The sequence below is a fragment of the Micromonospora sp. MH33 genome (assembly GCF_003013775.1).
GTDB lineage: Bacteria > Actinomycetota > Actinomycetes > Mycobacteriales > Micromonosporaceae > Micromonospora > Micromonospora fulviviridis.
The window spans coordinates 1-25,345 of the sequence record NZ_MUYZ01000009.1 but is presented as its reverse complement, the minus strand read 5'-3'; the positions used below and the strand labels follow the sequence as shown (position 1 = coordinate 25,345).

Below are 25,345 nucleotides of genomic sequence, written 5' to 3'. Positions count from 1 at the left end.
CGAGTCGCCCGCCGCCGGGTACGACGAACCGGTAACGCCCCGGCCCGTCTTACGCGGCCGTCGGTTGAGTCGGATGCCGTGGATTGTTGTGGCGGCCGCGGTCCTGGTCGCGGCCGTGATGGCGCTGCCGGTCCTGGTCGTGATGGGTCAGGCTTCTGCCGCTGGCGACGAGGCGTCGAGGTTGCTGCTGCGGCCGCGGACGGCCGAGCTGCTCGGCAACACGATGCTCCTGGTGCTGTTGACCGTTCCGATCACCGTGCTGCTGGGGTGCGGTACGGCCTGGCTGGTGGAGCGAACGACATTGCCGGGCGCCGGCACGTGGCGCACGCTGCTCCTGGCACCGCTCGCCATCCCGGCGTTCGTCAGCAGCTACGCCTGGACGTCGGTGCTTCCGGAGGTCCAGGGCCTGGGTGGCGCGGTGTTCATCACCGCCCTGGCCTACTATCCGTTCGTCTTCCTGCCGGCCGCGGCTTTGCTGCGGGCGCTCGACCAGGGGCACCTGGACGCGGCACGGTCGCTCGGCTCATCCGGTCTGGGAGCGGTGCTGCGGGTGGCGATGCCCCAGTTGCGTCCGGCCATCGCTGGCGGCGCGTTGCTGGTGGCCCTGCATCTGCTGGCCGAGTTCGGCGTTCTGCAGATGATGCGGTTTCCCACCTTCACGACGGCGATCCTGCAGCAGTTCGCGGTCGGGTTCAGCAACGCCGCCGGTAGTCTGCTGGCCGCGGTGCTGGTGGTGCTCTGCATTGGTCTGCTGGCCCTCGAGGTGCCGCTGCGCGGCCGTGCGCGGATCGCCCGGGTGGGCGCCGGCGCCCGGCAGCGTCCCGTCGCGTACCGCCTCGGCGCGTGGACCATTCCGGCGTCCGCTGCGCTCGTCGTGCTGGTCGGCCTGGCGCTGCTGGTTCCGCTGGTGCTGGTGCTGCGTTGGCTGGTGCGGGCGATGACCTCCGGCGCGGTGGTCGTTGGCCCGCTGCTCACGGCGGCGGGTTCGACCGTCGGCCTTGCGGTGCTGGCGGGCCTGGCGGCGTCGGTCGCCGCGCTGCCCGCTGCGTGGCTGCTGCATCGGTACCCGTCTCGACTGGCGACCGCGCTGGAGCGGGTGACCTATGTTGCGAGCGCGCTTCCCGGGGTGGTGATCGGGCTGGCGCTGGTGACGCTGGCGGTGCAGTGGGCCCGTCCGGTCTACCAGACCGCCGCACTCGCGGTGCTGGCCTACACGGTGCTCTTCATGCCCCGCGCCGTGGTCGCCTGGCGGTCCGGCTTGGCAGCGGCTCCGCCCGAACTCCTCGAGGCGTCGCGTTCTCTAGGGCTGTCCGGTCTCCGTACCCTCATCCGTGTGGTCCTCCCTCTGGTGTTGCCATCGGCGCTGACCGGATTCGTTCTGGTCTTCCTCGCAACGTCGACCGAACTCACCGCGACCCTGCTGCTCGCCCCGACCGGCACCGAGACGCTGGCCACCGCGTTCTGGTCGGCCAGCGACCAGTTGGACTACGTGGCGAGCGCCCCCTACGCTGCGGCGATGATCGCCCTGTCCGCCCCCCTCACCATCCTGCTGCGCCGGCAGATCCTGGACCAGCGATGAGCGGCGCCGGCATCTCCATCACCGGGCTCACCGTCGGATACGGCGGCCCGCCGGTACTGGACCACGTCGATCTGCAGGTGCCCGCAGGCGGCATTACCGCGGTGCTCGGTCCCTCCGGCAGCGGCAAGACCACGCTGTTGCGGGCGATCGCCGGGTTTATCCGGCCCGACCATGGGCGAATCGAGGTACGCGGCAGGGTGCTCACCGACGGACCGGCGTTGGTGGCTCCGGAGCGGCGCGGCATCGGTTACGTCCGACAGGACGGCGCGCTCTTCCCGCACCTCGACGTCACTGGCAACATCACCTTCGGGCTGCCGCGGGCCGAACGGCGCCGAGCGGCCCAAGTCGGGCCGTTGCTCGAGCTCGTCGGTCTGTCACCGAGCCTGGCCCGCCGCCGCCCGGATGAGCTGTCCGGTGGGCAACAGCAGCGCGTCGCACTCGCCCGGGCCCTGGCCCGCGAACCATCCGTGGTCCTGCTCGACGAGCCGTTCTCATCGCTCGACACCGCGCTACGCGCCGCAACCCGCGAGGCCACACGTGCCGCTCTCGCCGCGCGGGGCGCAACCACGGTGCTCGTGACACATGACCAAGCCGAGGCGCTGTCTTTCGCCGACCAGGTGGCCGTCATGTTCGACGGTCGTTTCGCTCAGATCGACAGCCCGGCCGGCGTGTACGGCGCACCGGCCACGCCCGAGGTCGGCCGGTTCCTGGGCGACGCGATGCTCCTCAGCGGACAGGCCGCCGGCCGGACCGTCTCCTGCTGTCTGGGCCAACTCGACCTGGCCGAACCGGCCACCGGCGACGTACTCGTGATGGTCCGACCTGAGCAACTCGTCTTGCGCGAGCCGTCCGACACGACGGCATCAGTCTCGTCGGTGACCTACCACGGCGCCGACGCGATGGTCCGCCTCGATCTGGTCGATCAGACCACCCGCCTAGTGGCGCGCGTCCCCAGCGATCGCGTACCTCACCCGGGCGACAAGGTAGGCATCGCCGTACCGGCACCCGTCCGCTCATTCCCCCAACGCTGACGCGTCCAACGATGATGACCGAGTCCACCGACGTACGGGCCGGTCCGTAGGGATGCGCGGCCTGGGCCACTCGCTGGCTACTCGTCCCCGCCCATCGTCAGCCAGCGGGTGGCCGCGTCAACCGGTGCTGGCTGCCTCCGGTGAAGCGCTACGGCCGGTGCAGGTCGAAGCCGCGGTGGCCGCCTGCGCGGTGCGGGACCGCACGGAGACGTTCCCCCTGCCTGCGGCCACCAGGCCGAGGACGTCTTCGAGCCGGGGTTGAGGGCGCGCCGCCACATCGTTTGGTCACGTCATCGGCGACGGTTACGTGATCGTCAACCACCGGCCGGACCTGGTCGCCGACCAGCTCGCCCAGGTGCGTGCCTTCGTCACCGACCCCGCCGCCGGCCGGGTCGTCGGCGGCCCCGTCCCCGGTCAGACCAAGGCGGTCAAGGCCGTGCACACCCACAACACCGCCGTCTGCGAAGCCGTCGACATCGAGGCAGTCCGCCAGTTCAGGCGCGATTGATTCGCCGCCCCCCGGCCCCAAGCCGGTCGAGTAGCCGTCCGCTCAGTCGTGCTCCTGGGCACCGGTCACCCGGTGCGACGCCGCGTTCAGCACTTCGGTCACCAGCCGGCGCACATGCCCGCCCCTGGCCCGGTAGAGCGCCCGGCGGCCCTCGCGATGCACGCTGACAAGGCCCGTCAACCGGAGCTTGGCAAGGTGCTGGGATACCGCCGGTCGGGCCATGCCCACCGCCGCGACCAGCGCAGTCACGTCATGTTCCCCCTCACCAAGCAGCGACATGAGACGCAGCCGGGTGGGGTCGGCCAGCATCCGCAACATGTCCGCCGCCGCGTCGACCTGCGGGCCGCCAGGGAGGCGTTGTTGCAGGTCACTGGCATCTGCAACGTTGTCGCGTGCGTACATGAGCACATATTATCGCCGCCGTCAGGGGTAGGAATCGCCTGTGCGACCGGAAGACCTGGGGGAACGGGTGAACGACCACGCGCACGATCATGACCACGACCACGACGGGCGGCTCGCCGCTCTGTGGCACTCGCTGACCCACGTCGTCGTCCCCCACTCCCACGACTCCCGTGCGAGGATCGACCCCGCGTTGGAGTCCTCCCGTGACGGGCTACGCGCCCTGTGGATCTCGCTGGTCGGGCTCGGCGCCACCGCGCTCGCCCAGGCGGTCATCGTGATGCTCTCCGGATCAGTCGCCCTGCTCGGCGATACCCTGCACAACGTCGCCGACGCCCTGACCGCCGTGCCGCTGGGGATCGCCTTCCTCCTGGGCCGGCGGGCCGCTACCCGCGCGTACACCTACGGCTACGGCCGCGCCGAGGACCTCGCCGGCATCATCATCGTCGTCGTCATCGCCGCATCCGCCATCGCCGCCGCCTGGACCGCCATCACCCGGCTGCTGCACCCGACCGAGATAACCCATGTGCCCTGGGTGGCCGCTGCCGGCATCGTCGGGTTCATCGGCAATGAGCTCGTCGCCCAGTACCGCATTCGGGTCGGCCGGCGCATCGGCTCCGCTGCCCTGATCGCCGACGGCCTGCACGCCCGCACCGACGGATACACCTCTCTCGCCGTCCTCGCCGCCGCCGGCGGTGCGGCCCTCGGATGGTCCTGGGCCGATCCCGCCATCGGCCTGGTCATCGCTGTCGCCATCACCTTCGTACTCAAAGACGCCGCCCGCGAGGTCTACCGTCGGCTCATGGACGCCGTCGACCCCGCCATCGTCGACCAGGCCGAAACCACGCTGCGGGCCGTTGACGGCGTCCAAGACGTGGCCGCGGTGCGGCTCCGCTGGATCGGCCACCGGCTGCACGCCGAAGCCGATCTGGTCGTGGACGCCAACCTGAGTCTCGTCGCCGCGCACGAGATCGCTGCCGATGCTGAGCATCAACTTACCCACGCCGTGCCTCGGTTGATGACCGCCACGGTTCACACCGACCCCAACAGCCACCCCGGCGGACACCACCACACCGACCTGTCGCACCAGCGCCGCCAGCAGCCACGCTGATTGCCCCCAGGCACGCCGGCCCCAAGCAGTGCGCGCCCGCCTCGATTGTCGCAGGCACCGCAGAATGCGGTGGGTCAGCAGCAGTTTGTCGCCGCTCCCGTGGTGGCTGGCTCCTTCTCGACGGCCGGGGTGCAGCAGGTATTCACGGCAGCCTCCTCCATCTGTGGGGAGTCGGTCTTGACGGTGTAGACCTGCACGCGGCGGCGACTCTCCTCGGCGTGCGAAGGCGGCTGGACATTGACCCGGGCCGGTCGGAATTGGGGTCGGGCACCGGCTCAAGGAGCCGGTGCCCGACGGGGAAGGGTGGGATCAGGCGGAGTAGCCGCGGGTGGCCATCGAGTTCACCAGGTCGATGGTGGTCATCCAGTACGAAGCGGTAGCCGCATTCGCCGAGTCGGCGATCCGGACGGTCCGGCCGTCGTCCTTGTAGCCGACCACCGCGATGTAGTGGCTGCCCGGGAACGAGTGCCAGCCGGGCGGGACAACACGGCCGCCGCCGCGGGCAGCGGCAGCACCGCCGCGCCTTCGGAGTACTGGAACGTCCAGCCCTAAGCGGCGACGAGGTCGAGGACCGACTGCCAGTCCTCCAGCGAGGCGCCAGGCACGCAGACGTCCGGCAACGACCCGATCACCCCGGGATCGAAGAACCACCTGACGTCATCCCACAGCAGATCAGCACCATGCCGTCCTGCCCTCCCCATAACCCCGACGCCGACCCGGTTCCTTGACGAAACCCATAGGGGCACTTCCCACGGACCGTCGGAGGGTGGACGCCGCCACTTCGACCACGCCCCAGGCCGACGGTTGACGGCTCAACATCGGTCTTGGTGATTGCTTCGGCGGGCGACCGTGACATCCGGCAGCCCATACGTTGCCGCACGTAGCGCCTATCAGCTCGGCGAGCTCTTAGGACGGAGGTTCGACATCGCGGTTGCCAGCCGTCTCCCGTTCCCCGAACGTTCAAAGACTGTCCCTGCCTGCGTCGGGTCCCCTCCCTAGGTTGCTTGGGGCTACGAAAGAAGGGGCTCATGGACGGACTCCTCGGCATCCGGGCTCGCAGTATCACCAAGTGTTACGGCGATGTCGTCGCACTGGACGGCATCGATCTCGATGTGGCGCAGGGACAGATCCATGGCCTGGTCGGGCCGAACGGCGCCGGCAAGACGACGTTGCTCGGCCTCCTGCTGGGCCTGGCCGTCGCCGACGGCGGCCGCCTCGAGATCCTGGGTACGCCGGTCGGGCGGGCGCTCGCCGCCCCCGAGGGTGTCGCCGGCTTCGTGGACGGGCCGGGCCTCTATCCCTCGCTCACCGCCCGGCAGAACCTCGCCGCGCTGGCCGCTCTCCGCGGCCATGACGTGCGCGCGGCGGGGATCGACGACCTGCTCGAGCAGGTCGGGCTCACCGATGTCGCCGACGACCGGGCCTGCGGTTTCTCCCTCGGCATGCGTCAGCGGCTCGGGCTCGCGGCCGCCCTGCTCACCAAGCCCCGGCTGCTCGTGCTCGACGAACCTGCCAACGGCCTCGACCCGGCCGGAAAGAAGCACGTACACGGCGTCCTCACCCGGCTCGCCGCCGAAGGAACCAGCGTGGTGCTCTCGAGCCACCGGATGGACGACCTCGAGGCGCTCTGCTCCGAGGTCACCATCCTCGCCACCGGACGGGTCGTCTTCTCCGGGCCGCTGAGCAAACTGGCCGCCGAGAACCGCGAACTCGACTACCGGCTGCTCACCTCCGACCCGCAGGCGGCCCGCCGGCTGGCTGTCGACACGGCGGGCATCCGCGTCGTCGACGGGGACGGACCACGGCCCGACGCCGAGGTGCTCGTCGTGCACGCGCGGGTGCCTGCCCTGGACGACCTGGTGGTGCGGCTCGTACACGCGGGCATCGCGGTGCGCGAACTCGCGCCCGTGGTGTCGCCGCTGGAGGCCGCCTTTCTCGCCCTCACCGAACAGCAGGAGGCCAGCCGATGACCGCGACCGTCGCCGACGCCCGCGTCGCAGGTGCCCGCCGCGTCTCCGTGGCGCGCGGCTACCGCTTCGAGCTGGTCAAGCTGGTCTCGCAATGGCGGATCCGCCTGCTGGTCCTCGCCTGCTGGATCGCGCCGGCGCTGTTCGTCGCCGCGGTGAGCCAGCAGAGCTCGCTGCCCGTCGATACCCTCTTTGGTCGTTGGATGCACGCCACCGGGTGGGCCGGACCGCTGGTGACGCTCGGCTTCGCGGGCACCTGGGCGCTTCCGCTGCTGACCTCGCTGGTCGCCGGCGACGTGTTCGCCGCGGAGGACCGGCTCGGCACCTGGCGCCACCTGCTCGTGGCGGTCCGGTCGCCGCGACGGATCTTCGCCGCGAAGGCGTTGTCCAGCCTCACCGTCATCCTGCTGCTGGTGGCCGGGCTGGCCGGATCCAGCGCGGCTGGCGGGCTCGTGGCGATCGGCAACCAGCCGCTGGTCGGCCTCGACGGCCACCTGCTGACGCCCGGCGATGCCGCCGGGCAGGTCCTGCTCGCCTGGGTCTGCGTCCTCGCTCCGACCCTGGCGCTGGCCGCGATCGGACTCCTCGGGTCGGTCGCCCTGGGGCGGTCCCCGATGGGACTGCTTCTGCCCGCGCTCGTGGCGCTCGCCATGCAGCTCGCCCAGATGCTGCCGCTGCCCGTAGCGGTGCGTCTCGCGCTGCCCGGCTACGCCTTCATCTCCTGGAACGGTCTGTTCACCGGCCCGGCTCAGCTCGGCCCACTCCTGATCGGCATCGTGGTCAGCCTGCTGTGGGCGGTGACGGCGACGGCGCTGGCGTACCGGCTGTTCCTGCGGCGCGACTTCACCAACCTGACCTACGACGGCTCCGGGCGCCGTGCAGTCGCCGTCGGCGCTCTGCCGCTGGTCGGGTTGCTCGCCGTGACGGTCGGTGTCGTCGCCGTGGCGACGCCGGCCGCGGGCTCCGGGATCGAGCAGGACAAGGTGCAGCGCTCGGTCGCCACGGCGTTCGCCCACCTGTACCGCCTGCAGACCGAGCAGCTCCACCGTCCCGACGTCACCGAAGCGCAGCTCAGAGCCACGGCGACGTGCAACAAGGGCGGCGGCAGGCTCGCGGCCGTTGGGCCGGGCAACGACTGGCGTTGCGTCGTCTCCTGGCATCTCCCCGACGTCGAGGCCGCGGGATCGGCCATCTACCAGCTCGACGTCACCCCCGACGGGCGGTTCGTGGCCGACGGCGACGGACCGAAGGAAGTGAACGGCTACTTCCTGGTGCGCACCCCGACCGGGGACGCACCGAACCCGCTCTGGCAGTTCGACGGCAACGTCGAACCGCTCCACACCACGAAGGGATGACTTCATGCAGGTAACACGCCGCCGTCGGCGTGTCGAGAACGGCTCCGGCCTTCTCCGTCGACGCATCGGCCGCCGGCTACCCCTCGTGACAGCAGGCACCACGGCTGTCATCGTCGCCACCGGCACCGGCATCGGTTTCGCCCAGACGCACCAGTTCGGCACCGACCAGGTCGGCCAGCTGACCGACAAGGGCCTGGTCGTGTCCGACGACCAGTACATCAACCCGATCGGCGAGCGCCTCGTCGTCAACAACGGCAAGATCATGTCGTCCTCGGTCAGCCCGGACGGCACGCACCTGGCGGCCTCGATCACCGACGGTGGCATGGCGCTGGCCATCGTGGACCTGAAGAACTACAGGGTGCAGCAGCTCATCGGCAACAACGCGGCGGCCAACCTGCGCATCAGCGGCAACGACGTGGGCCAGGAAGGCCCCACGTACTCCCCCGACGGCTCACGGCTCTGGCTGGGCCAGGCCGACGGCTACCGTACGTTCACCGTGAACCCGGACGGCACCCTCGCCAACCCGGCGTTCATCCGGATCCCGCAGGACGGGCCCAAGCGCGCGCTGGCAAGCGAGGCGGTGTTCTCGCCCGACGGCTCCACCGTGTACTCCGCCGTCAACGGCCAGAACCGAGTGGTCGCCATCAACGCGGCCACCGGGGTCGTCCAGCAGAGCTGGGCCGTGGGCAACGCCCCGCGCGACATGATCATGGTGGGCAGCAAGCTGTACGTCAGCAACGAGGGCGGCCGTCCCGCCAAGCCCGGTGAGCCCACGATCAACTCGTACAACACGCCCGTGCTGGCCGACCAGGTGACCGCCGCCACCACCACCGGCACGGTCAGCGTGATCGACCTGGCGAACCCTGCCGCCGCTCCCTCCAGCATCGACGTCGGCCTGCACCCGACCGCCCTGTACGCCAAGAACGGGGCGCTGTTCGTCACCAACACCGCCACCAACGACGTGTCGGTCATCGACACGACGAGCAACAAGGTGGTGCAGACAATCGCCACCCAGCCGTGGCCGGAAGCGACGGTGGGCTACGAGCCCGACGCCGTGACGCTCACCGACGACGGCCACCTGCTGGTGACGCTCGGCCGCGCCAACGCGGTCGCCGTGTACCGGTACACGACCGCGCTGGAGCCGGTCAGCTACGTCGGCCTGCTCCCGACGGACTACTTCCCCGCGGAGATCACCACCGTCGGCGACGACGTGCTGGTCTCCAACACCCGTGGTATCGATGCCCGCCGCCCCAACAACCCGGCCGGGCACGGCACCCACGACACGACGTCGAGCCTGCAGCGGTTCACCTTGCCCGACGATGACGTCATCAAGTCCGCGACCGGCAAGGTGTTCAGCCAGAACGGCTGGCACGGCGGCTCGGTCACTCTGACCGAGGGCAAGGGCGACGCGAAGCCGGTGCCGGTCCCGCTGAAGCTCGGTGACCCCTCGACGATCAAGCACGTCTTCCTGATCGTCAAGGAGAACCGGACCTACGACCAGGTCTTCGGTGACATTCCAGAGGGCAACGGCGACCCGGCGCTGGCGCAGTTCGGTGAGAACGTGACACCGAACCAGCACGCGTTGGCTCGGCAGTTCGGCCTGTACGACAACACCTACGACATCGGCACGAACTCGGCCGAGGGTCACAACTGGCTGATGCAGGCCGACAACCCGGAGTACACCGAGTCGACGGCCGGTGAGTACATCCGCAGCTACGACACCGAGGACGACGCTCTCGGCCACCAGACCACCGGCTTCATCTGGACCGGTGCGCAGGCGGCGGGCAAGACCGTCCGGAACTTCGGCGAGTTCCACCAGTTCCTGAGCAAGCCACCGGGCTCCAGCTGGCAGAACCTGTACTGCGACACCAAGAACATGGCGGCGACCGGGCAGGACACCGCCTACCGCATGGTCTCGTCCTCACCGATCCCGTCGCTGAACAGCGTGTCGGTGTCCGGCTTCCCGAAGTACGACCTTGGTGTGCCGGACATCTACCGGTACGAGATCTGGAAGCGTGACTTCGAGAAGAACGGGCCGGCGAACCTGAACATGTTCTGGCTCTCCAGCGACCACACCGGTGGCCCGCCGAACGCGGCCGCTCAGGTCGCGGACAACGACCTCGCCGTCGGCAAGATCGTCGACAAGATCTCGCACAGCCCGTACTGGAAGGAGTCGGCGATCTTCGTGGTCGAGGACGACTCCCAGGCCGGCCTCGACCACGTCGACGGCCACCGCGCCCCGATCCAGATCATCAGCCCCTGGGCCCGGCACGGCGTGGTGGACAGCCACTACTACACCCAGATCACGATGATCCGGACCATCGAGCAGATCCTCGGGGTCAAGCCGATGAACCAGAAGGACAGCGCGGCCAGCCCGATGCGTCAGGCGTTCAGCAACAAGCCGGACCTCACGCCGTTCACCGCGGTGCCCAACCGGACCTCGCTGACCGCGGGGCTGGCCACCCCACCCGCCTGCGGCCTGGACACCCCGGCGCCGCAGAACCCCCTCGCCGCGGCCGCACCGACGGCGAGGGTGCCGGCGGACAAGCAGCAGCTGGCGGCGAAGTGGGACGAGTGGAAGTCGCACCAGCGGCTGACCGGGCCGGACGCCAAGGCCGACTACGCGAATCCCGCGCAGATGAACCACTTCACCTGGTACCAGGCGCACGACTGGAAGAAGCCGTACCCCGGCGAGGACAAGATCTTCGCTCCGGAGAACGTCCCCGGTGCCTACCTTCCGCCCGCGGAGTCCGACGACTGACGTAGGCCGATTGCGAAAGGGGCCCTTGGCCGGCGTCATCGCCGGCCAAGGGCCCTGTTCGGCCGCACGAACGGCGTGCCTTCCTTCCGTGCTGACCATGGAGGCGGGTGGTCCGCGCATCGCCGTGTCGTCATTGGTCCGGCCAGGGTGCGAGGTTCGCTCCCGCGGTGGACTCGCCAGGTTCGTCCACCTGCTCGCTCGGCAGCAGCATGGTCAGCGTCGTTCCTTGCGGACTGTGTTCGCACGGCACGTCGAACAGGGGGTTGACGCGGTGGTGGGCGCCGGCCGAGCAGATGCGGAGTTCGCCGTGGTGGGCGCGGACGGTGGCATCGACGATGGACAGGCCAAGGCCGGTGCCGGGCGAGGTGCGGGCAGTGTCGGCGCGGCGAAACCGTTCCACGGCGTGAGGCAGGAACGCCGCACTCATGCCGGGCCCGGTGTCGTGGACGGTGATCCGCACCAGGGCGTCGACGTGACCGACGGCGACGGTGATCGGGGGTGCGCCATAGCGGAGGGCGTTGTCGATCAGGTTGGTCACGGCTCGTCCGAGGCGGGAGGCGTCCCCTCGTACGGTCAGGCCCGGTCCGGCCTGGCAACGCAGCGTGTCGGAATCGGCGCCGGTGGTGGCTCGGTAATGGTGGACCAGGTCGGTGACCAGGGCGGGGAGGTCGACGGTGGGTGCGGTGTCGCCCTGGACGGGTTGGGTGCCGACGGTGAGCAGGGCGTCGGCGAGGGCGATGAGGTCGGCCGTGTCGGCGGCGGCGTTACGGATGGTCTGTTCCAGCTCGGCGGTGGTGCGGGGGCGGCGGAGGGCGAGTTCGAGTTCGGTGGCGAGCAGGGTCAGCGGAGTGCGCAGTTCGTGGCTGGCGTCGCTGATGAACTGTCGTTCCCGATCCAGCGCGGCGTCCTGGGCGGTGAGCATGTCGTTGAGGGTGCGGCCGAGGCGGGCGATCTCGTCGTCGGTGGCGGGGACGGCGAGGCGTACGCCGGTGGCGCCGGTGGCGATGCGGGCGGCTTCGCTGCGGTAGCGCTCGACGGGGGCGAGGGCGGCACGGGCCAGTCGGTAGCCGACCAGGGATGCGATGGCGAGGGCGGCGAGGTTGGCCAGGGCGAGTTGCCCGATGAGTTCGCGCAGGGCCTCGTCGCGCTGGTCGCGGCGGACCGCGGCGACGGTGACCGCGGGCTGCCCCGCCGCCGGCGCGGCGCCGGGCTGGACGGGGACGGCGTACAGGCGCAGCGGGCGAGGGCTGATCGGCAGCAGGGTGCCCCGGTCGGCCCGTACCGGCCGGCGCAGGGCCCGGTTGAGCTGTTCGGGGGTGAGCAGGGAATCGGCGGGCAGGCCGGGGCTGGCAGCGAGGACATGGTTGCCGGCGTCGAGGAGTTGCCAGTACTCCCCCGGCACCGTGCGGGCGGCCGTGGGCAGCGGTGTGCCGGTGCGGGCGGCGTCGGTAAGTTGCGCGGACTGGGCGGCGAGGTCCTGGTCGAGGCGCAGGTCGAGGGCGTACCGCACGCGCAGGTAGACGAACGCGCCCGCGCCGGTGAGGACCACCAGCATCGCGGCGGCGAAGCCGGCAACCAACCGGACGCGCAGCGGCTGCCGGCCCCACCGCGCCACCCATCGGCGACCTCGGAACATGTCAGCCGCCGTCGGGGCGGAGCCGGTAGCCGACGCCGCGCAGGGTCTCGATGGCGTGCCGGCCGAACGGTTTGTCGACCTTGGCGCGGAGGGTGGCGACGTGGACGTCGATGACGTTGGAGCGGATGTCGGTCTCGCCGTCCCACACCTCGTCGAGGATCTGGTAGCGGGTCAGGCACTCCCCCGCGCGGGTCAGCAGCAGGGCGAGGATGTCGAACTCCCGCGCGGACAGGTCGATCTCCGTCTCGCCGCGGAACACCCGCCTGCGGGCGGGGTCGACCATCAGGTCGCCGGCGCGGACCTCGGCGGTGGGTGGCGCGGCGGAGCGGCGGTGCAGGGCGCGGAGCCGGGCGAGAAGTTCGTCGAAGGAGAACGGCTTGGTCAGGTAGTCGTCGGCGCCGGAGTCGAGGCCAGCGACCCGGTCGGGAATTTCGCCGCGGGCGGTGAGCATCAGCACGGGCACCTGGTTGCCCTGCTGCCGCAGGGTTCGGCAGACCTGTGAGCCGTCGAGGCCGGGCAGCATGACGTCGAGCACGATCGCGTCGTACGGGCCGGTGGCGGCGGCGAGCAGCCCGTCGGGGCCGGTGTACCGGATGTCGACGGTGTGTCCGGCTTCGCGTAGTCCCTGGGCGAGCATGCCGGCCAGCCGCCGCTCGTCCTCCACGACCAGGACCCGCACGCCCCTCGCCTCCTCTCGTCGTCGCCCTCGCACCAGTGCAGCACACCGCCGACGATCTTCATCTGGCCTTCATGTCCGGCTGCCTACTGTCGGCGCCTCGATCCGCACGGCGGAGGGACAGGATGAACAGCCGGCTCTTCTTGGAGATCAACGATCTGGCCCGGGCGACGCCCTGGCTGCACGCCCCGATGGCGGGTTATGCGAAGTACGGCGTGGTGCTGTTCGCCGTACTTCTGCTGGCCGGCTGGTGGATCGCCCGCCGCGCGGGTGACCGGATGCCGGCGGCGGTGTGGGCGCCGGTGGGCATGCTGCTCGCGGTGGCGGGGAACCAGCCGATCGTGTCCGCCGTGCACGAGCCACGCCCGTACACGACGCTGTCCGGCATCCTGGTGCTGGCCGACCGCAGTCCGGACCCGTCGTTCCCGTCGGACCACGCCACCATGGCCGGCGCCGTCGCGGCCGGCCTGCTGCTGGTCAGCTGGCGGCTCGGCCTGCTGGCGGTGGCCGCCGCCGCGGTGATGGGTTTCGCCCGGATCTACATCGGGGCGCACTATCCGGCCGACGTGCTGGCGGGCTTCGCGGTCGGCGCCGCGGTGACGCTGCTGGGCTACCTGGTCGCCCGCCGGCCGATCGCCGCCGGTCTGAACTGGTCGGACGGTACCCGACTGCGGTCCCTGTGGCGGGCGGGCGGCGGGGCAGCCGCCGATGAGGCGGCCGTGGCAGGCCGGTGAGCGTGGTCAACTTCCTTACCGGCCTGGTGGCGCACTACGGCTACCTGGGCCTCGCCCTGCTGGTGGGGGTGGAGAGCTTCGGCGTTCCCGCGCCCGGCGAGACGGCGATCATCCTCGGCGCCGGCTACGCCGCGCACGGGCAACTCGCCATCGTCGGGGTCGCGGTGACGGCGTTCCTGGCCGCGGTGATCGGGGACAGCATCGGCTACCTGATCGGCCGCACCGGCGGGCGGCGGCTCATCCTGCGTCACGGCCGCTACGTGCGCCTGACACCGGAGCGGTTCGCCCGGTTGGAGGCGGTGATGAGCCGGCACGGGCCGAAACTGGTGGCGGTCGCCCGTTTCGTCGAGGGTCTGCGGCAGTTCAACGGGCTCATCGCCGGCGCGACCGGCATGCCGTGGCGGCGCTTCGTCGTCTACAACGCCCTCGGCGCCGCCGCCTGGGTCGGCGTGTGGGCGACCGCCGGCTACCTCGCCGGGGACCACATCCGCGCTGTCGTGGCGGATCTGCACCGCTTTCAGTGGTACGTCCTCGCCTCCGTGGCCCTCGCCGTCCTTGCCTACGCCGGATGGCGACTGACCCGTCGACTGGCCTGCCCCCGATAACCGCCGCCGACCCGCCGGCCGGTTTCATGCTGGCTTCATGTGCGATCTTTAGCGTCCGGGCCATGAGCGATGTGCTGGCGGTCAACGCCGCCCATCTCACCAAGACCTACGGGTCGCTGACCGCTGTCGATGACATCACGGTGCAGGTCGCGCAGGGCGAGGTGTACGGCATCCTGGGCCCCAACGGGGCCGGCAAGACGACCTTCCTGCGGATGTTGTTCGGGTTGATCCGTCCGGACAGCGGCACGTTGGAGGTGTTCGGGCGCTCCTGGCAGCGCCACGGCGTCAGCTCCCTGTCCGGGGTCGCCGGATTCATCGAGAGCCCGAAGTTCTACCCGGCCCTGTCCGGTCGGCGGAACCTGCGTCTGCTCGCCGGCCTCGACGGTGGCGGCGCGGCCGGCCGCATCGACGAGGTGCTGGACGTCGTCGGGCTGACCGCCCGGCAGCAGGACAAGGTCCGCGGCTATTCATTCGGCATGCGACAGCGCCTCGGAGTGGCCTCCGCGCTGCTGCGCGATCCGCGACTGCTGGTGTTGGACGAGCCGGCAAACGGCCTCGATCCGGCCGGCATCCGCGACATGCGTGCCCTGGTCCGGCGTCTCGCCGACACCGGCCTCACAGTCCTGCTCTCCAGCCATGACATGGGCGAGGTCGAGCAGATCTGCGACAACGTGACCATCATGAAGTCCGGCGCGGTGGTGCACCACGGCTCGATTGCGGCCCTGCGAAAGCTGGCGCCCGAGCAGGCGCACCGAATCACCACCACGGATGACGACCAGGCCGCAGACCTCGCCCGTACCCGCGGGCTCGAGGTCACCACGACCGACGACGGACTGGACGTCCGCGGCCCGCAGAAGGATGTCGACGCCCTGATCGCCGACATCGTCGACGCCAGCATCGCGCTGCGCGGCCTCAACCGCGACGAGACGCCACTGGAGGCGCTGTTCTTCATGCTCACCGAATCCGCCCCCGCCGGCCCACCCGCCGGCTTCGACGCCGCCACCGGAGCCCGCCGATGAACGCCACCGCCGTACCCGCCGTCATCCCGGCCACACGCCGCCGGCCCGGCACCGCCGCGGTGCTGCGCTGGGAAGCGGCCAAACTCGCCGCCCAGGTGCGCAGCCGCGCCCTGCTCATCGGTGCAATCGTCGTCCCGGTCGCGATCGTGCTGATCTTCAACACGCAACTGCCGCCCAAGGACACCATCTACGGCCGGCACATCCACACCAGCGGCTACGCCGTACCGCTGTTCGTGCTCGCCTTCGCCCACCAATGGGTGCTACCGCTGCTCGCCGCACTCGTCGCCGGCGACATCTTCGCCAGCGAGGACCAGCAGGGCACGTGGAAGACCATCCTCACCCGCTCGGTCAGCCGCACCCAGGTCTTCTGGGCCAAGACGCTCACCGCTGTCGGCTTCAACCTCCTCGTCCTGGTCCTGCTCGCCGCCAGCACCATCACCACCAGCCTGCTCGTCGTCGGCACCCAACCCCTGCCCGGGCTCAGCGGCCAACTCATCCCCGCCGCCCACGCCCTACCGCTGGTCATCGCGAGCTGGGCCACCGCCGTCGCACCGGTCCTCGGGTTCACCGCCCTGGCGATCCTGTTGTCCGTCGTCACCCGCAACCCCACCATCGGCGTCGCGACGCCCGTCGTGCTCGGGATGATCATGCAACTGCTCAGCAGCCTCGGCGGGCTGAACAAGGGCCGCCCGCTGCTGCTCACCACGCCGTTCGAAACCTGGCACGGCCTGCTCGTCGCACATCCGTTCCACGCACCGATCACCACTGGTGTGATCGTGAGCGCCGGCTGGCTCATCGTTTGCCTGACACTCGCCTACCTGAACCTGCGTCGCCGCGACATCACCGGAGGCTGACCATGACCCGCACCCGCACCATCCCGGTGGCCGTCGTCCTCGCTGTCGCCGCCTCAGGGGCATTGGCCGGATGCGGCCAGCCCGACGTCACCCGGGCGCGCCTCGAACGGGCCATCGGGCCCGCCTTCGCCAACCTCTACGTCCAGCGGGCCGACCTGCTCGGCGAACACGGCATCACCGTGCAGAGCATCGGCGCTTCCACCGCCTGCGACCGGGGCGGCCCCAAGGTCGCCGATGTGGGCCCCGGCCCCGACTGGATCTGCATGATCCACTTCACCGACGACCACGGGCAACCACAGGACGGCAAGTTCGAGGTGCAGGTCCGGGCTGATGCCACCTACATTGCCGGCGGACCCTCGAAACTCATCGGCCAGGCCACCCTGACCGACAGCCACGGCCAGGACGTACCCAACCCCGCCTTCGAATGGGACGGCGCCTTCGACCCCGACAACTGAACCCACGGCCCGCTTGGCCTACAACCTTCCGCTCGAAGGCCAAGCGGGCCGCCGGGATGCGCTGACGCTGCGGCCGATAGAGGGCGGCTGCCTCCCGATCCGACTGAGTGGGACAAGCGAGCCGAACACTCCTTCCGGCCCACACCCCTGCGTGAACCTCCCGCCCGTGCGGCCTCTGTCGGCGACGCCTTCGAGCAGGGTGTCTTGTGCGCGCTGCCGCAACGACGAAGGCCCCGCCCTCGTGTCGTTGCGCCGGCAGCGAAGGCGGGGCCGCACACGGCGTCAGGGCTTGATGAGGACCTTGAGCCTCTTGCGGTCGTCCATGTCCTGGTAGCCGGCTGGCACGCCGTTGAGGTCGGTGGTGGCATCGAAGACCTTGCCGGGCTCGATGGTGCCGTCGAGGATGTCGGGCATCAGTTCCTCGATGTATGCGCGCACGGGTGCGGGGCCGCCAGCGAGGATGATGTTGTGGCGGAAGAGGCTGCCGAAACCGATGGGGGCGTTCTCGTACTGGGGAACGCCGACCCGGCTGATCACGCCGCCGGGGCGGACGACGCCGACGGCCTGCTCGTAGGCGGACATGTGGCCGACGGCTTCGAGGACCGCGTGGGTGCCGTGGCCGCCGGTCAGTTCCCGGACCTTGGCGATGCCCTCGTCGCCGCGTTCGGTGACCACGTCGGTGGCGCCGAACTCGATGCCCAGGTCGGTGCGGGCCTGGTGGCGGCCCATGAGGATGATCTGCTCGGCCCCGAGGCGCTTGGCCGACAGCACGGCCAGGAGCCCGACGGCGCCGTCGCCGATGACGGTGACGGTGCTGCCCTTGCGCACGCCGCCCTTGAGAGCGGCGTGGTAGCCGGTGCCGAGAACGTCGGCGAGGGTGAGCAGGGACGGGATGAGTGCGGAGTCCGCGGCGACGGGCAGCTTGACGAGGGTGCCATCGGCGAGGGGGACGCGGATCGCTTCGGCCTGCCCGCCCTCGTCCGGGATGCCGTCCCAGAAGTTGGCCTCGGGGTGGGAGCAGGAGGTCTGCAGGTTCTCGCGGCAGAACTGGCAGGTGCCGTCGGAGATCGCGAACGGGGCGACGACCAGGTCACCGCGCTTGAGGGTGGTCACCTCCGAGCCGGTGTCCTCGACGATGCCGATCAGTTCGTGACCCACCCGGGCCGGGCCGTTCTCGTGGGACATTGATTGGTACGGCCACAGGTCGCTGCCGCAGATGCAGGACGCGGTGATCCGCACCAGCGCGTCGGTGGGCAGCTTGATCGTGGAGTCCGGGACGTTCTCGACGCGGACGTCGCCGGGACCGTACATGAGGGTTGCGCGCATGATCTTCCTTTTCCTTCGATTTCTTGTGGGGGTTGTCAGATGGTGGCGCCGGCCCCGGCCAGTGGGTTGGTCGTCGTTGCGTCGCCCGATTCGGGCGAACGCGCGGCGCGGCGGCGCGCGATGTGCGCCAACGCCACCGCGGGAACCACCGCCAGGACGACGATGACCAGGCCGACGGCGGCGGGGCCGGCGGCCCCGAGCGTGGAGGTCAGCGCCAGACCGGCGATCCAGGAGCCGACGGCGGTACCGGCGTTGAACGCCGACACGGTCAGCGCGGATCCGAGCGTGGGCGCCCGACCGGCGAAACGCACGGCGAGGGCGATCAGTACCGGGTTCGCTCCCAGCCCGAAGAACCCGAGCAGCACGACCACAGCCGCGGTCAGCCACGGCATACCCGATGCCAGGCAGATCACCCCAAGCAGGATCGCGGTGGCGACGGGCGCCACAAGCGTGACCACGTGCGGGTGAGCGTCGCCGAGACGGCCAGCGACCAGGGAGCCCACCAGGGCACCGACGCCGAACCCGACCAGCGCCAGCGGCACCAGCCTCGCCGGAACACCGGCCTGGTCGGTGAGCAGCGGCGAGATGTACGAGTAGGCGGCCAGGACGCCGCCGGTGGTCGCCGCGCAGCCGGCCAGGGCCAGCCACAACCGGCCGGACCGCAGCCCGGCCACTTCGGCACGCACCGACACCGACCGTGTGTGTCCCTCCTCATGCGGGACGTGACGGGAGATCAGGGCGGTAGCAGCCAGCGCCAGCACCGCGAGCGCCCAGAAGGTTCCACGCCACCCGATGAGCTGCCCGGCGAACGCGCCGAGCGGAACACCCAGCGCCGTGGCGAGCATGCCACCGGCGTTCACCAGACCCATGGCCCGCGCTCCACGTGCCGGCCCGGCGACGCGGGTCGCGACCACCGCGGCCAGCGCCCAGAACGCGCCGGCGGCGAACGCGGTGATCAACCGCGCCAGCAGCAGGACCGCAAAGCTGTCACCAACTGCCACAACGACGTGGCCCACCGCGAACACCGCTAGCGCGAGGATCAGGGCCACGCGCTGCGGCAACCGTAGCGTGAGCATCGCCATCAGCGGCGCACCGACGATCATCCCGATCGCGAAGACCGTGATCAGCAGACCCGCATGGGCGACACTGACCTGCAGGTCACCGGCGATATCCGGCAATACACCTGCCACGATGAACTCGGTCGTGCCCATCAGGAACGCCCCCAGCGCGAGAACGTAGATCAACAAGGGCAGCGCAGCGGAACGGGCCGCGCTCGCGCCGGCCCGGGAATCGCCGTTCAGGGGAGTTGTTTCGCCCTGCATATATGCACTCCTGTGCAGCTACGGAAGCGTCTTCGCATCCATTTGACCGCCGCATCGGGGCATGAAAAAGGTGGCGTTTATAGGGGGTACAACCTCTCCCCCCTCAGACAGGCTTAGCCCGGCCTACCGTGGGAACATGCCCGACTCGGCCGACAACCGCACCACTATTCGTGACTTCCTGATCAGCCGCCGCGCCAAGATCAGCCCCGAGCGGGCAGGGCTGCCCGCCGGTGGCCGGCGCCGTGTGCCCGGCCTGCGCCGGGAAGAGGTCGCCGTCCTCGCCGGCGTCAGCACCGAGTGGTACACAAGACTGGAGAAGGGCCACATCAGCGGAATCTCCGAAGACGTCCTCGACGCCGTCGCCCGAGCCCTGCAGCTCGACGACGAAGAACGCACCTACCTGTTCGACCTCGCCCACGCGGCCCGGCCGAAAGCCCGCCGAAATCCCCGACGCACCGAGGCGAAGGTCGAACCCCACCTGCAGTGGCTGATCGATTCCATCACGATGTCGGCAGCATTCCTGCGCAACGGACGCCTCGACGTGGTCGCCAGCAACGCGCTTGCCCGCGCACTGCACGAACCCATGTTCAACAGCGACACCACCACGGCCAACGGCGGAGCGAACTTCGCCCGCTACCACTTCCTCGACCCGGCATCACAAGACTTTTTCGCAGACTGGGAAGCCGGCGCCGCCGCGACCGTCGCCCTGCTGCGCGCCGAGGCCGGTCGACACCCCGAGGACCGGCTGCTGCGTGAACTCGTCGGCGAACTCTCCACCCTCAGCGCCGAGTTCCGGACGATGTGGGCATCACACGACATCCGCATCCGGCACGAAGGGGTCAAACGTCTGCAGCACCCTGTCGTCGGCGCACTCGAACTGACCTACCAGCCCCTCGCACTGCCGACACCATCGCGCGCCGTCCACGAACTGACCGTGTACACAGCCGAACCTGGGACCATCCACGAAGAGCGGCTGAAAATCCTCGCCACCTGGTCCGCGACCACCATCGCAGAAGCCGCCCAACGCTCTGACTGACCGCAGAGAACACCGACTACAAGTACCCATGGAGAAAGCTGCATCCGCTGGCCGCATGCGGACCGCGTTTGCGTGCTCGGCATGTCCCCCGGGTACGGCGCCGGAGAAAAACGCGACGATGCTGGCGTCGCGTCGGTGAGCGGGCGCGTTCCAGGTCGCACCTCAGGCTGGACCGGCGGTTTCCGAGAACTCTTACTCGGCAGTCGGCTTGCTGGCGTATACCGGCCGCAGTGCTCTGGCGCGCGCGGCGGCCAGCGTGATCCGCACCGCCTGGTCAGCGGTCGCCTCGTCGACTGGCTCGGCGGTGATGAGCAGGCGCAGGTAGATCGGCGCAGCAAGGGTCTTGAGCAGTTCGGCCACGTCGGTGTCCCGGGGCACTTCGCCGCGCTCGATGGCGCGGGCTATTACCGGTTCAGCTCTCGTGAGCCGATCGTCGAACACGTGACGCCTTGCGGCGGCGATCTGCGGGAGATGGGCCGCCCCGGTGAACATGGCTGCGAGGATGGCCCGCCCGGTCGGACTGGTGAACGTTTGGACAAGCGAACGCGCCAGCGCCCGCAGGTCGGTCTCGATCGCTCCGGTGTCGGGAACGGGGATGTCCGTCGCCAGGTGCTCCGCCAGGGCGTCGACGAGCAGGCTCTCACGATCCGTCCAGCGCCGGTACACCGTCGTCTTGTGCACGCCGGCGCGCTGGGCGACGTTCTCGACGGTTAACGCCGCGTAGCCCTTGTCAAGCAGTTCGGCGAGCGTGGCGGCATGAACCGCGGCGCGCACTTTGGCGCCACGGCCGATCGGTCGGGCGACGGCCTGGGCAGACTGCATTGCAACTCCAAGTTGCGATAAGCCGACATGGGTGACACGATAAGTCTATCGCAACTCAGGGTTGCGATAGATCTGACAGTTTCCCGTTAGGTGGGCACAACATGCGGAACCTTCCCACTTGGACGATGCGTACCATCCCCGACCAGTCCGGGCGCGTCGCCATGGTGACCGGAGCCAACAGCGGCATCGGCTACGTCACCGCTCGCGAACTGGCCCGCCGTCGCGCACAGGTGGTGCTCGCCTGCCGCGACCCCGAACGCGGCCGGGCCGCCCTTGCCCGTATCCGGAGCGAGGTGCCCGACGCCCGCCTGGAACTGCGTCAAGTAGACCTGGGCTGCCTTTCCTCCATCCGAGCGTTCGCGGCCGGGTGGAACCACGGTCGACTCGACCTGCTGATCAACAACGCCGGGGTGGCGATGGTTCCCTATTCCCGGACCGCGGACGGGTTCGAGTCGCAGTTCGGCATCAACCACCTCGGAACCTTCGCCCTGACTGGCCTGCTGCTGCCGCACTTGCTTGCCGCACCCGATCCACGGGTGGTCACCGTCAGCAGCGAAGGGCAGCGGTTCGCTCGTTTCGACCTGGGCAACCTCAACGCCGAACGCGCCTACCGCACGGCCTTCGCCTACGTACAGTCCAAGCGGGCCAACCTCTACTTCGCCATGGAACTGCAGCGCCGAGCGGACGCTGCCGGCCTGAAGCTGCGCAGCATGGCTGTCGCGCCCGGACTCACCCGCACCAAAGTGCTCACCGGCGGCGCCAACAGCGGCAGAGGACGGCTCTACACGACCATCACACGCCTGCTCATGCGCGTGGCCTTCCGGCCCACCCCGGAAGGAGCGAAGACCTCCCTGTACGCCGCAACCACGCCGGACCTGCCCGGCGGCAGCTACATCGTCCCCGACGGCCTGCTGCAACTGCGCGGTGAACCGACCCACCGAACCCGCGAGCGCGCCATCCACGACACCGACACAGCCAATCGCCTGTGGCAACTCTCCGAACTCCTCACGGGGGTCGCCTACGAGCTATCCGCCACACCGACACGCCAGCCGTAGCCTTTTCACGCTCGCGACCCCGGTATCACCCGGCAATGTCGACAGAGCATGAACTCGGTCCGTGGTTCCTTCGTCGCCTTCTCCCCGTGAAGCCTCCCCAAGGCGCCCCCGCCCGGACGCACTGTCATCGGCACGTCCGGACGACAACCGGGCCAGCTCAGCGTGACGCTCTGTAGCACGCGGATCGTGGCATGTGAGTGCGTTCCATTGGCGAGCGGGTGTGCCTGCGGCTGGCCGCAGCTTCGTTCAGCCGGCCAACCTCCGCCGACGTCTGGGGCCAGGTACCGCGGTGATCATCAGCCCGCCGACGACGGCAGCCGCGCCGAGGTAGGCCAGCGGCCGGAAGAGCATGAACGTGTACCCAAGCCAGGCCGGGTCTGCCGGGTGGTACGGAGCAAAGTAGCTGGCGACCAACGCCAGGGCGCTCAGCGCAGTAGCGGGGAAGAGGGCGAGCAGTCCCACGCCGGCTACAACCACCGTGAAGGCCCGCCGCGTCGGAGTGCCCTCCGGTACCCGCCGGAACACCCACGCCGCCATCAACCAACCGGCGACAGGTTTGGTAACACTCGCGTTCCGCCTTACGAAGAAGGGGTGTAACGGCTACGCGAGAGGACGGCCTGTGAATGAACCCAGCCCAGCGGAGGGTGACATCTCCGGCATCGGAGTCGATCCGGTGGCCTTCGAGGTCTTCTACCGGCGGCACGTGGAGGCGGTGGGCCGGTTCGTGGCGCGGCGGGTCGACGACCCACACCTCGCCGCCGACCTGACCGCCGACGTGTTCCTGGCGGTGATCGAATCGGCGGCCGGCTACCGGCCAGACCGGGGTAGCCAGATCGCCTGGCTGTTCGGGGTCGCCCGCAACGTCATCGGCGACGAGCAGCGCCGGGCGGCCCGACGGCTGCGGGTGACCGGCCGACTGGCCGGACGACGGGACCTGGGCGCCGACGACATCGCCCGCATCGAGGAGCGGATCGACGCCGAGTCGGCGGCGCGCCGTACCCATCGAGCGCTGAGCGAGCTACCCGAGGGCACTCGGACACTGGTCGAACTCGTCGCCGTGGACGGCCTCACAGTCGCGGAGGCGGCGACCGCGCTCGGGATGTCCCCGGTCGCCGCTCGGGTCCGCCTGCATCGTGCCCGTCGCGTCGTCCGCGGCGTGCTCGCCCACCCGGCCGCCACCCTCGCCTGATGAGACGGAGATGACGCTGTGAACAAGATCGAACAGTCGCCGCACGGTTTCGAAGAGCAGCTCCTCAGGGATTTGACGGCACACGTCGTCCGGCGGGCCGAGATCGTTTCGGCGGCCCGCCCGGTCGCACGCCGTAACCGGTTCCTGCAGGGTCGGCGCCTCGCCGGAGCCTTCGGGCTGGCAGTCGCACTGACCGTGGGTGCTCTGGCGGTCCAGACGATGAGGGTGGGCAACCAGCCACCGCCCACGGCCAGCGCGTCGGAGATCCTCCGGATGGCGGCCGACGCCGCCCGGCAGCAGCCCCAGCTCACCGCCCGACCCGATCAGTACGTGTTCACGGAACTGCTGGCGACGATGCGGGAGAGGCCGGACAGCGGCCCGTACACCACGGTACGGACGCAGATTTGGCAATCGGCCGGAGGAGTCGCGCACACGCAGACACGTCACCGACCAGCGACCGATCCGAACGGCTGGAGCGAATTGAAGGTGCTCCGCCCGAGCGATCCGGCCAATCCCGGCAAGGAGTTCGACGAATTCCCATCGCCCGCGTACCACGGCGACCTGCCCACCGATCCGGACGAGCTGCTTCGATACCTTAGGGAACACCCGGTCGACCTGCATCTTCCCGAGGGAGCCGATGAGCAGGCCGTCTACGGGGACGAGAGCATGCCGTACACCACAGCGCGGTCGATGCTCGATGGCTATGTGCCGCCACAAGCGCTGGCGACGCTGTTCGAACTACTGGCGCGGGAGCCCGGAGCCGTCGTCATATCAAGCGACGTGGTGGACAGCGCCGGCCGGCACGGGGTGGCGATTCGGATTCCCGGGGTGATCGGTGGTAACGAAGACTTCATCTTCGACCGAGACACCCACGTCTACCTTGGCACCCGCGGGTCAGTGGTGCGCAACGGCAAGGAGTCGTTGTACACGGCTGCCGCGCTACTCCGGGTCGCCATCGTCGACCGGCCGGGCCAGCTGCCCTGACCAGCGCCGGGCTCGCCCCAGCTGGGATCGGATCCCGCGCTATGTCAAGCCCCGGGTTTGATGGAGAGTTGGTTAGCTGGTTTTCAGGGTTGCGGTGACCGGGTGGGTCATCGCGTGTAGTGCCTCGTGTTCGGCGGGCGGGACGTGTCCGAGCTCGCCGTGCAGGCGTCGGTTGTTGTACCAGTCGATGTACTCGACGGTGGCCATCTCCACGTCGTCCAGGCCGCGCCACGGGCCGGTGTTGCGGACGAGTTCGGCCTTGTACAGGGAGTTGAACGCCTCGGCCATCGCGTTGTCGTACGAGTCGCCCTTGGAACCGACCGAGGCGACGGCGCCGGCCTCGGCGAGTCGTTGGGTGTAGCGGATCGCTCGATACTGGACTCCCCTGTCCGAGTGGTGGACCAGTTTACGCAGGTCAGCACCCTGATTCTCGCGGCGCCAGATCGCCATCTTCAGCGCGTCGAGAGCCAGATCCGTGTAGAGGCTGGTGGCGACCTGCCAGCCGACGATCATGCGGGAGAACACGTCGAGGACGAACGCGGCGTACACCCAGCCCACGCTGGTGCGCACGTAGGTCAGGTCGGCGACCCACAGCTGGTTCGGATGTTCCGCGGTGAAGTCCCGTTTGACCAGGTCACCCGGGCGGCCGGTCTCGGCTGCGGGCCGGGTCGTGCGGGGTGACTTGTCGCGTAGCAGCCCGCGCAGCCCGGACTCACGCATCAGCCGCTCGACGGTGCACCGGGCCACCCGCACACCACGGCGGCGCAGCTCGTGCCAGATCTTGCGGGCCCCGTAGACGCCGTAGTTCTCCGCGTGGATCCGCTCGATCATCGCGGTCAGCTCCTCGTCACGCCGTGATCGGGCCGAGGCCGGGCGGGTCTTGGCGGCGTAGTAGGTCGACAGTGCGATCTGTGCCGGCGT

At 69.9% G+C, this 25,345-nt stretch carries 25 protein-coding genes; 16 read left to right on the top strand and 9 right to left on the bottom strand.

Annotation, left to right across the window (positions count from 1 at the left end):
- The first annotated feature begins 88 nt into the window (after positions 1-88).
- From B0E53_RS03435 to B0E53_RS03425, 3 genes are all read left to right on the top strand, one after another.
- Complete coding sequence (locus tag B0E53_RS03435; protein ID WP_210405900.1) at positions 89-1,579, top strand: iron ABC transporter permease; 1,491 nt, start codon at positions 89-91, stop codon at positions 1,577-1,579.
- Positions 1,576-2,610, top strand: coding sequence for an ABC transporter ATP-binding protein (locus B0E53_RS03430; RefSeq protein ID WP_107074613.1), 1,035 nt, complete (start codon positions 1,576-1,578; stop codon positions 2,608-2,610). Before B0E53_RS03435 ends, B0E53_RS03430 begins: the two co-directional genes overlap by 4 nt.
- 307 nt (positions 2,611-2,917) lie before the next feature.
- Positions 2,918-3,118 (top strand): DUF3105 domain-containing protein, encoded by a 201-nt coding sequence (locus B0E53_RS03425; RefSeq protein WP_168215202.1) that lies wholly within the window; start codon positions 2,918-2,920, stop codon positions 3,116-3,118.
- A 42-nt stretch (positions 3,119-3,160) separates the two neighbouring features.
- Here the strand turns inward: B0E53_RS03425 and B0E53_RS03420 are convergent, their stop codons facing one another.
- On the bottom strand, positions 3,161-3,520 hold the full coding sequence (locus tag B0E53_RS03420; RefSeq protein WP_107074643.1) for a metalloregulator ArsR/SmtB family transcription factor: 360 nt from the start codon (positions 3,518-3,520) through the stop codon (positions 3,161-3,163).
- A 67-nt stretch (positions 3,521-3,587) separates the two neighbouring features.
- Here B0E53_RS03420 and B0E53_RS03415 point away from each other — a divergent pair, with 67 nt between their 5' ends.
- Entirely contained in the window at positions 3,588-4,628 is a 1,041-nt protein-coding gene (locus tag B0E53_RS03415; RefSeq protein WP_210405905.1) for a cation diffusion facilitator family transporter, read from the top strand.
- Positions 4,629-4,937: 309 nt separating this feature from the next.
- On the opposite strand, the gene B0E53_RS39025 is transcribed toward B0E53_RS03415, so the two are convergent.
- A complete protein-coding gene (locus B0E53_RS39025) occupies positions 4,938-5,066 on the bottom strand; it encodes a hypothetical protein (RefSeq protein WP_281492828.1) in 129 nt (42 codons plus the stop codon).
- Between the two features lie 590 nt (positions 5,067-5,656).
- Between B0E53_RS39025 and B0E53_RS03405 the strand changes: the two genes are divergently transcribed.
- From B0E53_RS03405 to B0E53_RS03395, 3 genes are all read left to right on the top strand, one after another.
- A complete protein-coding gene (locus B0E53_RS03405) occupies positions 5,657-6,598 on the top strand; it encodes an ABC transporter ATP-binding protein (RefSeq protein ID WP_107074611.1) in 942 nt (313 codons plus the stop codon).
- Positions 6,595-7,950: an ABC transporter permease gene (locus tag B0E53_RS03400; protein ID WP_107074610.1), complete on the top strand. Its 1,356-nt coding sequence runs from the start codon at positions 6,595-6,597 to the stop codon at positions 7,948-7,950. The genes B0E53_RS03405 and B0E53_RS03400 overlap by 4 nt, the downstream gene beginning before the upstream one ends.
- An 85-nt stretch (positions 7,951-8,035) precedes the next feature.
- Positions 8,036-10,711, top strand: a complete 2,676-nt coding sequence (locus B0E53_RS03395; RefSeq protein WP_246835201.1) for an alkaline phosphatase family protein — start codon at positions 8,036-8,038, stop codon at positions 10,709-10,711.
- Between the two features lie 130 nt (positions 10,712-10,841).
- On the opposite strand, the gene B0E53_RS40015 is transcribed toward B0E53_RS03395, so the two are convergent.
- Positions 10,842-12,326: a HAMP domain-containing sensor histidine kinase gene (locus tag B0E53_RS40015; RefSeq protein WP_107074608.1), complete on the bottom strand. Its 1,485-nt coding sequence runs from the start codon at positions 12,324-12,326 to the stop codon at positions 10,842-10,844.
- A 22-nt stretch (positions 12,327-12,348) separates the two neighbouring features.
- Positions 12,349-13,026 (bottom strand): response regulator transcription factor, encoded by a 678-nt coding sequence (locus tag B0E53_RS03385; protein WP_107074607.1) that lies wholly within the window; start codon positions 13,024-13,026, stop codon positions 12,349-12,351.
- Positions 13,027-13,148: 122 nt separating this feature from the next.
- On the opposite strand from B0E53_RS03385, the gene B0E53_RS03380 reads away from it, so the two are divergent.
- From B0E53_RS03380 to B0E53_RS03360, 5 genes are all read left to right on the top strand, one after another.
- Positions 13,149-13,757 carry a phosphatase PAP2 family protein gene (locus B0E53_RS03380; protein WP_107074606.1) on the top strand — a complete coding sequence of 203 codons (609 nt, stop codon included), beginning with the start codon at positions 13,149-13,151 and terminating at the stop codon, positions 13,755-13,757.
- 2 nt (positions 13,758-13,759) lie between these two features.
- Positions 13,760-14,362 carry a DedA family protein gene (locus B0E53_RS03375; protein WP_210405899.1) on the top strand — a complete coding sequence of 201 codons (603 nt, stop codon included), beginning with the start codon at positions 13,760-13,762 and terminating at the stop codon, positions 14,360-14,362.
- Between the two features lie 62 nt (positions 14,363-14,424).
- Complete coding sequence (locus tag B0E53_RS03370) at positions 14,425-15,381, top strand: ATP-binding cassette domain-containing protein (protein WP_107074604.1); 957 nt, start codon at positions 14,425-14,427, stop codon at positions 15,379-15,381.
- The gene (locus B0E53_RS03365; RefSeq protein WP_107074603.1) at positions 15,378-16,235 is read left to right on the top strand and encodes an ABC transporter permease; all 858 of its coding nucleotides are present in this window, start codon (positions 15,378-15,380) and stop codon (positions 16,233-16,235) included. Before B0E53_RS03370 ends, B0E53_RS03365 begins: the two co-directional genes overlap by 4 nt.
- Positions 16,236-16,237: 2 nt before the next feature.
- Positions 16,238-16,690 carry a hypothetical protein gene (locus B0E53_RS03360; RefSeq protein ID WP_107074602.1) on the top strand — a complete coding sequence of 151 codons (453 nt, stop codon included), beginning with the start codon at positions 16,238-16,240 and terminating at the stop codon, positions 16,688-16,690.
- Positions 16,691-16,972: 282 nt separating this feature from the next.
- Here B0E53_RS03360 and B0E53_RS03355 read toward each other — a convergent pair whose 3' ends face one another.
- Both B0E53_RS03355 and B0E53_RS03350 read right to left on the bottom strand, forming a co-directional pair.
- Positions 16,973-18,016 carry a zinc-dependent alcohol dehydrogenase family protein gene (locus B0E53_RS03355; protein WP_107074601.1) on the bottom strand — a complete coding sequence of 348 codons (1,044 nt, stop codon included), beginning with the start codon at positions 18,014-18,016 and terminating at the stop codon, positions 16,973-16,975.
- A gap of 35 nt (positions 18,017-18,051) precedes the next feature.
- Positions 18,052-19,338, bottom strand: coding sequence for an MFS transporter (locus tag B0E53_RS03350; RefSeq protein ID WP_107074600.1), 1,287 nt, complete (start codon positions 19,336-19,338; stop codon positions 18,052-18,054).
- A 136-nt stretch (positions 19,339-19,474) separates the two neighbouring features.
- Here B0E53_RS03350 and B0E53_RS03345 point away from each other — a divergent pair, with 136 nt between their 5' ends.
- Positions 19,475-20,374: a helix-turn-helix transcriptional regulator gene (locus B0E53_RS03345; RefSeq protein ID WP_107074599.1), complete on the top strand. Its 900-nt coding sequence runs from the start codon at positions 19,475-19,477 to the stop codon at positions 20,372-20,374.
- Positions 20,375-20,566: 192 nt separating this feature from the next.
- Here the strand turns inward: B0E53_RS03345 and B0E53_RS03340 are convergent, their stop codons facing one another.
- Positions 20,567-21,196 (bottom strand): TetR/AcrR family transcriptional regulator, encoded by a 630-nt coding sequence (locus B0E53_RS03340; RefSeq protein ID WP_210405898.1) that lies wholly within the window; start codon positions 21,194-21,196, stop codon positions 20,567-20,569.
- A 125-nt stretch (positions 21,197-21,321) separates the two neighbouring features.
- Here B0E53_RS03340 and B0E53_RS03335 point away from each other — a divergent pair, with 125 nt between their 5' ends.
- Positions 21,322-22,251, top strand: coding sequence for an oxidoreductase (locus B0E53_RS03335; protein ID WP_210405897.1), 930 nt, complete (start codon positions 21,322-21,324; stop codon positions 22,249-22,251).
- 246 nt (positions 22,252-22,497) lie between these two features.
- Here the strand turns inward: B0E53_RS03335 and B0E53_RS03330 are convergent, their stop codons facing one another.
- Complete coding sequence (locus B0E53_RS03330) at positions 22,498-22,713, bottom strand: hypothetical protein (protein WP_146167573.1); 216 nt, start codon at positions 22,711-22,713, stop codon at positions 22,498-22,500.
- A gap of 157 nt (positions 22,714-22,870) precedes the next feature.
- Between B0E53_RS03330 and B0E53_RS03325 the strand changes: the two genes are divergently transcribed.
- Positions 22,871-23,440 (top strand): sigma-70 family RNA polymerase sigma factor, encoded by a 570-nt coding sequence (locus B0E53_RS03325; RefSeq protein WP_107074596.1) that lies wholly within the window; start codon positions 22,871-22,873, stop codon positions 23,438-23,440.
- An 18-nt stretch (positions 23,441-23,458) separates the two neighbouring features.
- Positions 23,459-24,424 (top strand): CU044_5270 family protein, encoded by a 966-nt coding sequence (locus B0E53_RS03320; protein WP_107074595.1) that lies wholly within the window; start codon positions 23,459-23,461, stop codon positions 24,422-24,424.
- Positions 24,425-24,496: 72 nt separating this feature from the next.
- On the opposite strand, the gene B0E53_RS03315 is transcribed toward B0E53_RS03320, so the two are convergent.
- The coding region (locus B0E53_RS03315; RefSeq protein WP_107074594.1) for an IS3 family transposase at positions 24,497-25,345 on the bottom strand (849 nt) is incomplete at its 5' end.

Coding starts and splice junctions, on each gene's coding strand:
- B0E53_RS03430 (WP_107074613.1), top strand. CDS start 1,576: ATGAGCGGCGCCGGCATCTCCATCACCGGGCTCACCGTCGGATACGGC.
- B0E53_RS03420 (WP_107074643.1), bottom strand. CDS start 3,520: ATGTACGCACGCGACAACGTTGCAGATGCCAGTGACCTGCAACAACGC.
- B0E53_RS03405 (WP_107074611.1), top strand. CDS start 5,657: ATGGACGGACTCCTCGGCATCCGGGCTCGCAGTATCACCAAGTGTTAC.
- B0E53_RS03400 (WP_107074610.1), top strand. CDS start 6,595: ATGACCGCGACCGTCGCCGACGCCCGCGTCGCAGGTGCCCGCCGCGTC.
- B0E53_RS03380 (WP_107074606.1), top strand. CDS start 13,149: ATGAACAGCCGGCTCTTCTTGGAGATCAACGATCTGGCCCGGGCGACG.
- B0E53_RS03370 (WP_107074604.1), top strand. CDS start 14,425: ATGAGCGATGTGCTGGCGGTCAACGCCGCCCATCTCACCAAGACCTAC.
- B0E53_RS03365 (WP_107074603.1), top strand. CDS start 15,378: ATGAACGCCACCGCCGTACCCGCCGTCATCCCGGCCACACGCCGCCGG.
- B0E53_RS03360 (WP_107074602.1), top strand. CDS start 16,238: ATGACCCGCACCCGCACCATCCCGGTGGCCGTCGTCCTCGCTGTCGCC.
- B0E53_RS03355 (WP_107074601.1), bottom strand. CDS start 18,016: ATGCGCGCAACCCTCATGTACGGTCCCGGCGACGTCCGCGTCGAGAAC.
- B0E53_RS03350 (WP_107074600.1), bottom strand. CDS start 19,338: ATGCAGGGCGAAACAACTCCCCTGAACGGCGATTCCCGGGCCGGCGCG.
- B0E53_RS03345 (WP_107074599.1), top strand. CDS start 19,475: ATGCCCGACTCGGCCGACAACCGCACCACTATTCGTGACTTCCTGATC.
- B0E53_RS03340 (WP_210405898.1), bottom strand. CDS start 21,196: ATGCAGTCTGCCCAGGCCGTCGCCCGACCGATCGGCCGTGGCGCCAAA.
- B0E53_RS03335 (WP_210405897.1), top strand. CDS start 21,322: ATGCGTACCATCCCCGACCAGTCCGGGCGCGTCGCCATGGTGACCGGA.